The sequence below is a fragment of the Shewanella pealeana ATCC 700345 genome (assembly GCF_000018285.1).
Taxonomy (GTDB): Bacteria; Pseudomonadota; Gammaproteobacteria; order Enterobacterales; family Shewanellaceae; genus Shewanella; species Shewanella pealeana.
This window is the reverse complement of sequence record NC_009901.1, coordinates 1,396,320-1,409,391: the sequence shown is the minus strand read 5'-3', so window position 1 is coordinate 1,409,391 and position 13,072 is coordinate 1,396,320. Positions and strand designations below refer to the sequence as shown.

The 13,072-nt window shown below is 46.7% G+C and carries 9 protein-coding genes; 5 read left to right on the top strand and 4 right to left on the bottom strand.

Annotation, left to right across the window (positions count from 1 at the left end; all coding sequences use genetic code 11):
* Positions 1 to 12: 12 nt before the first annotated feature.
* From SPEA_RS06075 to glyA, 4 genes are all read right to left on the bottom strand, one after another.
* The gene (locus tag SPEA_RS06075; RefSeq protein ID WP_012154418.1) at positions 13 to 678 is read right to left on the bottom strand and encodes a riboflavin synthase; all 666 of its coding nucleotides are present in this window, start codon (positions 676 to 678) and stop codon (positions 13 to 15) included.
* A 3-nt stretch (positions 679 to 681) separates the two neighbouring features.
* A complete protein-coding gene (gene ribD, locus SPEA_RS06070) occupies positions 682 to 1,803 on the bottom strand; it encodes a bifunctional diaminohydroxyphosphoribosylaminopyrimidine deaminase/5-amino-6-(5-phosphoribosylamino)uracil reductase RibD (RefSeq protein ID WP_012154417.1) in 1,122 nt (373 codons plus the stop codon).
* A 68-nt stretch (positions 1,804 to 1,871) separates the two neighbouring features.
* Entirely contained in the window at positions 1,872 to 2,321 is a 450-nt protein-coding gene (gene nrdR, locus SPEA_RS06065; protein WP_012154416.1) for a transcriptional regulator NrdR, read from the bottom strand.
* A 186-nt stretch (positions 2,322 to 2,507) separates the two neighbouring features.
* A complete protein-coding gene (gene glyA, locus SPEA_RS06060) occupies positions 2,508 to 3,764 on the bottom strand; it encodes a serine hydroxymethyltransferase (RefSeq protein WP_012154415.1) in 1,257 nt (418 codons plus the stop codon).
* A gap of 277 nt (positions 3,765 to 4,041) precedes the next feature.
* Here glyA and ettA point away from each other — a divergent pair, with 277 nt between their 5' ends.
* From ettA to SPEA_RS06035, 5 genes are all read left to right on the top strand, one after another.
* Positions 4,042 to 5,709, top strand: coding sequence for an energy-dependent translational throttle protein EttA (ettA, locus tag SPEA_RS06055; RefSeq protein ID WP_012154414.1), 1,668 nt, complete (start codon positions 4,042 to 4,044; stop codon positions 5,707 to 5,709).
* Between the two features lie 250 nt (positions 5,710 to 5,959).
* The gene (locus SPEA_RS06050) at positions 5,960 to 7,117 is read left to right on the top strand and encodes an acyltransferase family protein (protein WP_012154413.1); all 1,158 of its coding nucleotides are present in this window, start codon (positions 5,960 to 5,962) and stop codon (positions 7,115 to 7,117) included.
* A gap of 88 nt (positions 7,118 to 7,205) precedes the next feature.
* Positions 7,206 to 8,288, top strand: a complete 1,083-nt coding sequence (locus SPEA_RS06045; RefSeq protein WP_012154412.1) for a metallophosphoesterase — start codon at positions 7,206 to 7,208, stop codon at positions 8,286 to 8,288.
* Positions 8,289 to 8,726: 438 nt separating this feature from the next.
* Positions 8,727 to 9,839 carry an efflux RND transporter periplasmic adaptor subunit gene (locus tag SPEA_RS06040; RefSeq protein WP_012154411.1) on the top strand — a complete coding sequence of 371 codons (1,113 nt, stop codon included), beginning with the start codon at positions 8,727 to 8,729 and terminating at the stop codon, positions 9,837 to 9,839.
* Entirely contained in the window at positions 9,840 to 12,950 is a 3,111-nt protein-coding gene (locus tag SPEA_RS06035) for a multidrug efflux RND transporter permease subunit (protein WP_012154410.1), read from the top strand.
* Positions 12,951 to 13,072: the final 122 nt, after the last annotated feature.

The following is a 13,072-nucleotide window of genomic DNA, read 5'->3' as shown; positions in this document are numbered from 1 at the left end:
TTAAGCCAGTGTTTATCGTAAAAATCCTGAGCGAGCTAACAGTTCCATCGTCACTTCCGACTTAGGAGCGCTGTCTTGCTCTTGGCTGCCGTAGCTCATCAACCTTTCTAAGTGACGTGCAATCAAGTCCACTTCAATATTCACGCTATCACCGGCTTTCAGATTCACTAAAGTGGTTTCGCCTGCGGTGTGCGGCACGATAGTCAGTCTAAAACGATGACCTTGCACCTCATTAACCGTCAAACTCACACCATCGATGGTAATCGAACCTTTATGGGCGATATAACGGCCAAGTTCCTCAGGTGGGCTTAGCCAAAATTCGATGGCTTGGCCACGAAACTGTCTATCATCCACATGAGCGATACCATCTACGTGACCACTGACCATATGCCCGCCTAAACGAGTTGTAGGGGTCACGGCCTTCTCAAGGTTAACGGCTTTTCCTACTTGATAATGAGAGAAGCCCGTCAAAGTGACAGTTTCTGCAGAAATATCTGCCACATAACCGTCGCTCATCAGCTCAACCACTGTTAGGCACACACCATTGGTGGCGATACTGTCACCCAGTTTTACGTCTGACAGATCCAGTTTACCACTGGCTACCGTTAAGCGAATATCATCGCCGCGACGCTCAACTTTTCGTAGGTGTCCGACTGATTCAATAATCCCAGTAAACATAAATTAATTACTCACTCTTAACGTTAAGCGGGTGTCTGGCCCCACTTTGCGCTCATCGATTAGGTTAATCTTTGGCACCTCTGACATGGCTTGAAAATCATCAAGTGTCAGCAGGTTTCGCCCTTGCGAGCCTAAAATCTTCATCGCCTGATACAGTACAATCTCATCGGCTAGCCCTTGATTAACAAAGGCCCCCGCAAGCGTCGCACCAGCTTCAACCAACACAGAGTTACAACTCTCACCCAGTAGGCTTAATAACGCATTTAAGTCGATACGTGAATCAACCGCCGCTAATACCTGACTCTGCACATGAGGCGGCCATGCGGCCTGCACGCTCTCGGGATAAGCTTGAGTCGACACCAGTAAAATCGGACTGTCGATTTTAAACAGGTTTAATTCATGACCTAAACGCGCCTGACTGTCTAATACCACCCTAAGTGGCTGGTGAATTTCGGCTGGGGCGAGTTGACTTGCAAGTGAGCCTAACTCACTGTGACGCACATTTAAACTGGGGTCATCGGCAAGTATGGTTTCAACGCCAGTGACTAAAGCGCAATGGCGAGCACGAAGACGCTGTACATCACGGCGGGCTTCAGGGCCGGTAATCCACTTGGATACGCCGTTAGACAAGGCCGTTTTGCCATCGAGACTGGCGGCAAGTTTAACTGTCACCCAAGGCAGGCCTTTTTCCATACGCTTTAAAAAGCCTAGGTTGACCTGCTTAGCTTCTTCGGTCATCAGCCCAACATCGACTCGAATACCCGCATCCCGCAACATAGCAATACCACGGCCAGAGACTTCAGGATTCGGGTCGGTCACCGCAATAACCACTCGGCTGACGCCGTGTTCGATTAACGCCTTGGCGCAAGGTGGCGTACGACCGTAATGGCTACAAGGTTCAAGTGTTACGTAGGCGGTGGCGCCTTTAGCGTCACTGCCCGCCATATTCAAGGCGTAAACTTCCGCATGAGGACCGCCGGCTCGAATATGGTAGCCCTCACCAACGATCTCACCGTCTTTAACGATAACACTCCCCACGCTAGGATTTGGACGAGTGGTGTACATGCCCTTTTGTGCCAATTCAATGGCAAGGCTCATCATTTGACTGTCTTCGATAGACCACATATTGGCGGCAATTCCGATTGTTCGATTGATGAAGGGCTAGGCGCAGCGCTTAGCCCCGGTTGCGTAGTTTATTTTTGCAGTTTAGCGATCGCTTCACCAAACTCTGAAACATCTTCAAAGGCACGATAAACAGACGCGAAACGAATATAGGCAACCTTATCTAGGTTAACTAATTGGTCCATCATCAAGTTGCCAATCATTTCAGATTTCACTTCACGCTCACCGGTGGCGCGCAAAGTCGACTTAATCTTAGTCAATGCCTGCTCAATTTGATCCATAGAGACAGGTCTTTTCTCTACGGCTCTTAACATACCGCCGCGCAGCTTCTCTTCATCGAACGGCTGGCGACTGCCATCTTGTTTCACCACACGAGGCATCACAAGCTCGGCCCCTTCGAAAGTGGTAAAACGTTCGTGGCACTGAACACACTCTCTACGTCGACGCACCTGATGGCCGTCAGCGACTAATCGCGAATCAATCACTTTTGTGTCAGTTGCGCTGCAAAATGGACAATGCATTTAGCCTCCGTTTAGAAAAAAATGTTACGACTCACTGGATTTATACCTAACCTATTAATCATGTCACCTTTGACAAATATTAAAATGTGATTGGTACGACTTAAAAACTCAGAAAGTATGTTCTTTACATACAAAAATGGCCGCATAGATGCGGCCATTGGAGTCTAACTTATTTAACGCTTAAGGTTAACCGTAAACAGGGAACTTAGCGCACAATTCCAGAACCTGTCCTTTAACGCGCTCGCTAACGGCTAGATCTGAAATATCATCCAGTACATCACACATCCAGTGAGTTAACTGCACGCTCTCTTCCTCACCAAAACCACGACGCGTGATTGCAGGAGAACCGATACGTAGACCTGAAGTCACAAATGGTGAACGTGGATCGTTCGGTACTGAGTTCTTGTTCACTGTGATGTTAGCGTTGCCTAGGGCCGCGTCAGCATCTTTACCTGTGATGTCTTTACTGATCAAATCAAGCAAGAATAGGTGGTTATCAGTACCACCAGAAACTACATTATAGCCACGTTCGATAAACGTACGAGCCATTGCCTTTGCGTTAACAACTACTTGCTCTTGATAAGTCGTGAACTCTGGGTCTAGGGCTTCTTTAAATGCAACTGCTTTAGCAGCAATAACGTGCATCAAAGGACCGCCTTGGCCGCCTGGAAATACTGCAGAGTTTAGCTTCTTGTAGATATCTTCATCATTGATTGATGAAAGGATCAAACCGCCACGTGGACCAGCTAGCGTCTTATGAGTCGTTGTTGTTACAACGTGCGCGTGTGGCATTGGGTTTGGATAGATACCTGCAGCAACAAGACCTGCAACGTGCGCCATATCAACGAATAGGTATGCGCCAACTTTGTCAGCGATTTCGCGGAACTTACCCCAGTCGATGATACCTGAGTAGGCACTGAAACCTGCGATGATCATCTTTGGCTTGTGCTCAACGGCTAGACGCTCAACTTCGGCGTAGTCAATCTGGCCTGTTGTTTCGTCGATACCATACTGAACTGCGTTGTATAGTTTGCCTGAAAAGCTCACGTGAGAGCCGTGAGTTAGGTGACCACCGTGTGCTAGGCTCATACCTAGAACCGTGTCGCCGCCTTGAAGTAGTGCCATAAATACGGCTGCGTTAGCTTGAGAGCCTGAGTGTGGCTGAACGTTGGCATAAGTCGCGCCAAATAGTTCTTTAGCACGAGAAATTGCTAACTCTTCAACAATATCTACATGCTCACAACCACCATAGTAACGCTTACCTGGGTAGCCTTCAGCATACTTGTTAGTAAGCTGAGTACCTTGTGCTTCGATTACGCGAGGACTACAGTAGTTTTCTGAAGCAATAAGTTCGATGTGCTCTTCTTGACGGCGCGTTTCATCTTCAATTGCTGCAAATAGTTGTGGATCATAATCCGCGATATTCATATCTTTTTTCAGCATTACTCACTCCAGCTGTAAAGTCTTGTAATAGGGTTGCGCGGTATTCTACAGCGCATTCGATCACAATCCCAGCATTTACAACATGAAATTACTTGCATTTCTAGATGAGTGAGTTTCGTAAAACGGGTTAATCGGGACACAGAGTGACTCATTTGAACTCGATAGAATTCGGCTACATGTTCGCGCTAAACAGTGCTAATTCAGATTTAAGTTCTGCAACGGATCTTGTAGAATTGCCCCCATTCCCGATTCAAAAACACAGTCAAAGAGAACTAACATGGCTCAGTTTGTATATAGCATGCTTAGAGTGGGCAAGATTGTCCCGCCAAAGAAGCAGATCCTTAAAGATATCTCATTAAGCTTTTTCCCTGGCGCTAAAATCGGTGTCTTAGGTCTAAACGGTTCAGGTAAATCTACCCTGCTGCGCATCATGGCGGGTCTAGATACTGAAATTGAGGGTGAAGCGCGCCCAATGCAAGATCTTAAGATTGGTTACCTACCACAGGAACCAAAACTAGATCCAAACCAAACCGTGCGCGAAGCGGTAGAAGAAGCGGTTGCCGAGGCGAAAAACGCGCTGGTACGCTTAGATGAAGTCTATGCACTTTATGCCGAGCCAGATGCCGATTTTGACGCACTAGCTAAAGAGCAGGGTCAATTAGAAGCGATTATTCAGTCTCAAGATGCCCACAACCTAGATGTGGTATTAGACAGGGCGGCTAACGCTTTACGTCTTCCTGATTGGGATGAAAAAATCGAAGTTCTATCGGGTGGTGAGCGTCGCCGTGTGGCGATTTGTCGTCTGCTACTTGAAAAGCCTGACATGCTATTACTAGACGAACCAACCAACCACTTGGATGCGGAATCTGTAGCTTGGTTAGAGCGCTTCTTACAAGAGTACACGGGTACTGTTGTGGCGATTACCCACGATAGATACTTCCTCGACAACGCTGCAGGCTGGATCTTAGAACTTGACCGTGGTGAAGGTATTCCATGGGAAGGTAACTACTCTTCATGGCTTGAGCAAAAGGATGCGCGTCTGACCCAAGAGTCAGCCACTCAAAGCGCACGCCAAAAAACCATTGCCAAAGAATTGGAGTGGGTACGTCAAGGTGCTAAAGGCCGTCAATCTAAGGGTAAGGCGCGTATGGCTCGCTTCGAAGAGCTTAATACCAACGACTACCAAAAGCGTAACGAGACTAACGAGCTATTTATTCCACCTGGGCCACGCCTAGGTGACAAGGTTATTGAAATCACTAACCTGACCAAATCTTATGGCGACCGCGTACTGATCGATGACTTGACCTTCTCTGTGCCTAAGGGCGCCATCGTCGGTATTATCGGTGCTAACGGTGCGGGTAAATCGACCCTGTTTAAGATGATCTCTGGTGCTGAGCAGCCTGATAGCGGCACAGTAGAACTGGGTGAGTCGGTACAGATTGCTTCTGTCGAGCAGTTCCGTGATTCGATGAATGATAAGAACACGGTTTGGCAAGAGATCTCTGACGGCCAAGATATCATGCGTATCAACAACACTGAAATTCCAAGTCGTGCCTATGTTGGCCGCTTTAACTTCCGTGGTGGCGATCAGCAAAAAATCATCGGCACTCTATCGGGTGGTGAGCGTAACCGTGTGCATTTGGCTAAGCTGCTGCAAGCAGGCGGCAACGTGCTGTTACTCGATGAACCAACTAACGACCTAGACGTTGAAACCTTACGCGCACTAGAAGAAGCACTATTAGAGTTTCCTGGTTGTGCCATGGTTATTTCACACGACCGTTGGTTCCTAGATAGAATCGCGACTCATATCTTAGATTATCGCGACGAAGGTAAAGTTAACTTCTACGAAGGTAACTACACCGAATACTCTACTTGGCTGAAAGAGACCATGGGTACCGATGTAGTTGAGCCACATCGCTTAAAGTACAAGCGTATGGTTAAGTAAATTAATCACACCTATAGAAAGGAGGCCTCGGCCTCCTTTTTTATTGCCTCAAAAGCCATACATCTGCAGGGAGCGATCTAAAATCCCGCCCCTAAATCACACAAATATTTCGCATTTCAATAACAAAAGAGCTGATAATTATGCCAAAATGCCGTTTGGTATAAATTAGCCAATCACACCGTGACGCTATCGCTAACAATAATAAAAACGCTTTCAACAGATTTGAAAGTGACTAACGGACAACAAAGCTATGGACGATAAAGCGAGCCCCTCTCAGGTGAATCACAGTTCCGTAAGTGATGCCTCGTCGAGTGAGATACAAACAGCGGCGGCAGCCACAACAACTCAAGCCCAGCAGAAAAAATCTACCGGCTTCTTAAACAGCATCAACCACTTTCGTGGCATCGCGATTATCTTTATCGTCATGGCCCACTGCTACCGACCTGCAGGCTGGGAGATAGAAACCTTTGCCGACAAGGCTTGGTTTAATTTGATGATGAATGGCACGGTATTTTTTGTATTTATCTCAGGCTTTCTGTTCCACCATGTGTTTTATCATCGCTGGGATTACAAGAAATACATGAAGAGTAAAACCAAATTTGTGTTTTTGCCCTATCTGCTTCTTTCCCTACCTTGGATTGTCTGGCACCTGACCGTCGGTACGGATCCTATGATGCATCAAGCGCTTGCCAATATCACGGCTCCCGCACAGGCCGCGAGCTGGTATGTGATCACCGGCCGTACGCTTACCGCATATTGGTATATTCCCATGGGCATGATGCTGTTTGCCTTGTCACCTTGGGTCATGTACCTCATTAAAAAGCAGCAAATACTCTACTACGCCATTCCATTGTTATTAATTGCCATCATGGTGCATAGACCGATTTCAAACCTCAATGCTATCCAATCTTTAGTCTATTTCTTACCAGTCTATCTTTTAGGCGTTTGGGGATCGGCTCACCGCGATAAACTGTTTCCGTTTATCGATAAATATTGGATCCCAATGTTTTTTGTGGGTGTTGCCTTGGCACTGATTCAAGCCGAATATTTTGGTGCAGGCGTACTCAATAAGGCACCGTTTGAGATGACTGTGCCTGACTTGATGCTACCGCAAAAGATATTACTGACCTTAGTCATATTGGCGATTTTAAATAAGTTTGAGCATATCTCGATAGCGCCTCTGCAAAAACTGGCCGAGGTCAGCTTTGCCATCTACTTTATTCACCCTTGGATCACGACCCCTTGGTGGATGATCTATGATAGCCCGGATCTATTGGGTCTAGCCGGTAAAGGCAATATCTTCACTACACTAATCGTCACCTTAGTAGTGGTGGCTATCTCTTACGTAATCGCGGTAATGATAAAGAAGATGCTAAGTAAACGTAGCCGCTATCTGATTGGTTGGTAAAGCAAGGCATTAACCAATTAAATCTAAAGATAGACTAGCACTAGAGCTAGAACTCTCAATAATAACGATTAATAAGAAACTAAAGATTATGTTTAAAGCCCTACTCTACGCCGCAGTACTAACAGGCCTATCAAGCCAGCTTAGTGCTAATGAAGCTAGCAACTATTCGTTTGATGGCCCCTATGTTATTCAAGACAAGAGCGCAGTTGAAAGCTCCCCCCAACAAACTGCTTATTGGATCTGTAATAGTAAACTGACAAGCTCTCAAGTTAGTGAGCACTCGCTTAAACGACCAGAAAACTGTGGCAACTTGCCAGAGCCAATCCTCACAGATGACGTTAAACAGGTGATGCCAGACAGCTATACAGAGGTAAAAAAAGTCGTCGCCCTAAGTGATGTCCACGGCCAGTTTGACGTGCTGCTCACCCTACTTAAGAACCAAGATATTATAAATGCCGATAACAACTGGGCCTTTGGTGATGGGCATATGGTGATGACTGGCGACATGTTTGACCGCGGCGATCAGATAAACGAAGTGCTGTGGTTTATGTATCAGCTAGACAGACAAGCCAAAGCCGCAGGCGGTATGGTACATCTACTCATGGGCAACCATGAACAGATGGTACTCGGTGGTGACTTAAGGTATGTGCATGAACGTTATGACTTAGCCAGTAAATTACTCGATAGAAGTAATGACGCCCTCTATGGTGAAGACACTGAGATTGGTCAGTGGCTAAGAAGCAAGAACACCTTAGTTAAGGTTAATGATGTGCTATATATGCACGGCGGTATAAGCAGTGAGTGGCTAGAGCGTCAGTTAACTATCGCAGAGGCTAACCGGCTATTTCGCGCTAATATTGGCAGACCTAAGGCCGAGCTAAAAAAGGACGAGCTATTAAGCTTCCTGTTTTACGGTAACGGCCCGACTTGGTATCGCGGCTATTTTTCAGATGCCTTTAGCGAAGCTGAGCTCGATAAAATTCTCGCCTATTTTGACGTCAAACACATCACCGTCGGCCACACCTCACAAAAGCAGGTTTTAGGCCTGTTTGATAATAAGCTCATCGCAATCGACAGCAGCATAAAGCTTGGTGAACAGGGAGAGTTACTACTGATTGAAAACAATAAACTTATTCGTGGTCTTTTTAATGGCGAACGTGAAGCATTATAAATCTGCATAGAGGCTATTAATAAGAGCCTATTAATAAGAACTTATTATAGCATCGAGTCGCAGTCAGCCAGCAAACCCGGCAGACTCTTATTTAGTGGTTCTTATTTAGCGGTCCTTATTTAGAGGCCCTTAGTAACTGACTCTCTATTAACTAGCTAATAATATCTAGCAATTAATATTTAGCCTTTAACATCTAGCTAGGTTTAACCACAAGCTCAATGCCTATTTTTGTCTAACTGATCCATCTTCTCACTACACGAGCGCAAACATTGATAGCAGAATGTTCACAAAAGCACTCAAAGTGTAAAATTCGATAAAAATAAGATCGACAATTGTAAATTATCAGATGCTAATTTTCTTTACTTTACATTGCTTTACCCTACTGGCTTGGATTTTTATCTAGAATAATCCCAACTTTGGCTGTTTAAGTAATCACTCATGAGATCATCCTATTTCCTTTTACCCCTGGCATTAATTATTGCGGGAGCATTTACCTTCAGTAGTCTGTCTGAAGCTAAGCGTGCCGACTCAAAAGATAGGCCAGTTCGAACCGTTCCAGTGGTCACGGGTATCGTTGAACAACATGATCTCACTCAGTCTCTCTCCCTGATTGGTAAACTCGACGCCGAGCAGTCAGTATTTATCTCGCCGCAAATTGCCGGCAAGATTAAATCGATTCAAGTCAGCACCGAGCAAGAGATAGCCCAAGGCCAAATCCTAATCCAGCTCGATGATGCTAAAGCACAAGCCGCCCTAGCCGAATCAGCCGCTTACCTAGCCGATGAAAAGCGTAAACTCAAAGAGTTCCTCAAGCTAATCGATCAAAACGCGATCACTAAGACAGAGATCGATGCTCAAAAAGCCAGTGTCGATATGGCTACAGCTCGCTTAGCTGCCGCCCAAGCCGATCTCGATTATCACTACCTCAGCGCGCCCTTTTCTGGTACAGCTGGTCTTATCGACTTTAGCCAAGGCAAAATGGTCAGTGCAGGTACCGAGCTACTCACCCTCGATGACCTTTCGAGTATGCGCCTCGACCTTCAGATACCGGAGAATTACCTCTCACAGCTTAGTGTTGGCATGTCTGTAACGGCTAGTAGCCGTGCTTGGCCACAAAAACAGTTTATCGGCAAGGTGATAGCCATCGATTCCCGTGTCAATCAAGACACCCTAAACTTGAGAGTTCGTGTGCAATTTGACAACCCTAGCCATCGACTCAAACCCGGCATGATGATGTCGGCAACCTTGATGTTCCCAAGTGTTGCGGAGCCAGTTATCCCAGTGCAAGCGTTAGAGTATTCGGGTACCAACCGTTTCGTTTATGTGGTTGGTAAAGACGGCATCGCCAAGCGTACCAAGGTGACGCTAGGTGCTCGCATCGAAGACCAAGTACTAATTAGCAATGGCCTCACTATTGGCGATAAAGTGGTAGTGCAGGGCTTAGTCAATATGCGTGATGGTCTGCGCGTCGATGATCTGGGCGGATCAGCACTGGCACAAAAAGACGCAGATAAAAAAGCTGACGAGCAACAAGCAAGAGGAAACATCTAAATGTGGTTGTCTGATGTTTCAGTAAAACGCCCTGTCGTCGCCATCGTACTGAGTTTGCTGCTGTGTGTTTTTGGCGCGGTGTCATTTACTAAGCTTGCCGTGCGCGAGATGCCCGATGTAGAAAGCCCTGTGGTAACTGTGATGACCACCTATGAGGGCGCATCGGCGACCATCATGGAGAGTCAGATCACCACGGCACTCGAATCGGAATTGACCGGTATTAGTGGTGTTGATCAAATTGAATCTGTCACCCGTAACGGCATGTCACGTATTACCGTGACCTTCCTGCTGGGCTGGGATCTCACCGAAGGTGTCAGCGATGTGCGTGACGCAGTGGCCCGTGCTCAGCGCCGCCTGCCTGACGAAGCCAAAGATCCTATCGTCTCTAAAGACAACGGCTCTGGTGAGCCTGCGGTTTATGTCAATTTAAGCTCATCGGTTATGGATAGAACCCAATTAACCGATTACGCCCAGCGGGTACTAGAAGACAGATTTAGCCTTATCTCAGGCGTTAGTAGCGTCGATATATCAGGTGGTTTATACAAGGTCATGTATGTGCAACTCAATCCTGAGCTGATGGCGGGACGCAATATTACCGCTAGCGATATTGTCAGTGTATTAAATAGAGAAAACGTTGAGACGCCTGGCGGTGAAGTGCGTAACGACACCACTGTGATGGCAGTGCGTACAGCGCGCTTATATCAAACTCCAGATGACTTTAATTACTTGGTACTTCGCACCGCCGCCGATGGCTCACAGGTATATCTCAAAGATGTCGCCAATGTGTTTATTGGTGCAGAGAACGAAAACTCGACCTTTAAGAGCGATGGCGTCGTTAATATTAGCTTAGGCATTGTGCCTCAATCTGATGCTAACCCGCTTGAGGTCGCACAAGATGTACATAAAGAGGTCGATCAGATACAGAAGTTCCTCCCCGAAGGCACAAAACTGATTGTCGACTATGACTCGACCGTATTTATCGACCGCTCCATCGATGAGGTTTTTAGTACCTTAGCAGTAACGGCACTGCTGGTGATCTTAGTGCTGTATATCTTCATCGGCCAAGCCAGAGCCACGCTGATCCCTGCGGTCACGGTTCCAGTATCACTGATTTCAGCCTTTATCGCAGCGAACGTGTTTGGCTACTCTATTAACCTACTGACCCTGATGGCACTTATCTTGTCGATCGGCCTAGTGGTGGACGATGCCATCGTTGTTGTCGAGAATATCTTCCATCATATTGAAAAGGGCGAGCCGCCAATCTTGGCCGCCTATAACGGTACAAGAGAAGTGGGCTTTGCGGTGATGGCGACAACTGCCGTCTTGGTGATGGTGTTCCTACCTATCTCCTTTATGGAAGGCATGGTCGGCCTGCTCTTCACTGAATTCTCGGTCATGCTGGCCGTATCGGTGCTATTTTCATCGCTGATTGCCCTCACCTTAACCCCGGTACTCGGCAGTAAAATTCTCAAGGCGAACGTTAAACCGAATCGTTTTAACGTTTGGGTAGAATCAATCTTTACTCGCCTTGAAAACTTCTACCGCAAGATGGTGACTAAAGCCGTTACCCTTAGACTCGCTGCGCCACTGGTGATTATCGCCTGTATCTTGGGAAGCGGCTGGTTAATGCAGCAGGTACCTGCGCAACTTGCGCCACAAGAAGATAGAGGGGTGATTTTTGCCTTTATTAAAGGCGCCGAAGGCACTAGCTATAACCGTATGGCTGCCAATATGGAGATAGTCGAAGACAAGCTAATGCCGTTACTTGGTCAAGGCGTAGTGAAATCATTCAGCATTCAAGCTCCTGCTTTTGGTGGCCGTGCAGGCGATCAGACCGGCTTTGTAATTATTCAACTTGAAGATTGGAATGAACGTACTGTTAATGCTCAGCAAGCATTAGGCATAGTGGCCAAGGCATTAAAAGGCATTCCCGATGTGATGGTGCGTCCATTACTGCCTGGCTTTAGAGGCGGCTCAAGTGAGCCGGTGCAATTTGTACTCGGCGGCTCAGATTATCAAGAGCTATTCAAATGGGCGCAAATGCTAGAAGAGGAAGCCCTTTATAGCCCTATTCTGGACAGCCCAGAGATCGACTATAAAGAAACTTCACCTGAGCTTGTCGTCACGGTCGATAAAGAGCGTGCCGCCCAGCTTGGAATTAGCGTGGCAGAAGTCTCTGAAACACTCGAGATCATGCTAGGTGGCCGCAGTGAAACCACCTTTGTTGAGCGTGGTGAAGAGTATGATGTCTACCTTCGTGGCGATGAGAATAGCTTCAATAACGTGGCTGATTTAAGCCAGATCTATATGCGTTCAGCTAAAGGCGAGCTCATTACTTTAGATACCATTACCCATATTGAAGAGGTGGCATCGGCGCTCAAACTGAGCCATAACAACAAGCAGAAATCGATCACCTTAAAGGCGAATTTAGCTGAAGGTTATACCTTAGGTGAAGCGCTGGACTTCTTAGATCAAAAAGCGATTGAGATGTTACCAAGCGATATTTCGGTGGCTTATACCGGCGAGTCTAAAGACTTTAAGGAAAATCAAAGCAGTATCTTTATTGTATTTGGTTTAGCCTTGTTGGTTGCCTATCTTGTATTAGCTGCTCAGTTTGAAAGTTTCATCAACCCGCTAGTGGTGATGTTTACCGTGCCTATGGGCGTATTCGGAGGATTTTTAGGCTTGTACCTAACCGGCCAAGGGCTGAACATCTACAGCCAGATTGGTATGATCATGCTAATTGGTATGGTAACCAAGAACGGCATCTTAATTGTCGAGTTTGCTAACCAACTGCGGGACAGAGGCCTTGAAATTGAGCAAGCTATTATCGATGCCTCGGTAAGACGTTTACGCCCTATTTTGATGACGGCCTTTACCACACTGATTGGCGCTATCCCGCTTATTCTATCAACGGGTGCTGGCGCTGAGAGCCGAATATCAGTGGGTACTGTGGTCTTCTTTGGTATGGCGTTTGCGACTTTCGTAACCTTACTGGTGATCCCAGCCATGTATCGCTTAATCTCTGCTGCGACAAAGTCACCTGGTTTTGTTGAGTCTCAGCTTAATCAAGCTATTGCAGATCAGCAAAACTTAGCCGCTAAACAGTAACGCGAGTCTATGACTGGTGGGAGTCAAAGTCTTTGACTTGACTTCCTCCCAGTCAAATCCCCTCTGATACTACTTTGCTATTCGATAGATGCTTCTCAAACGAGTCCGTTTTTCTTATCTAT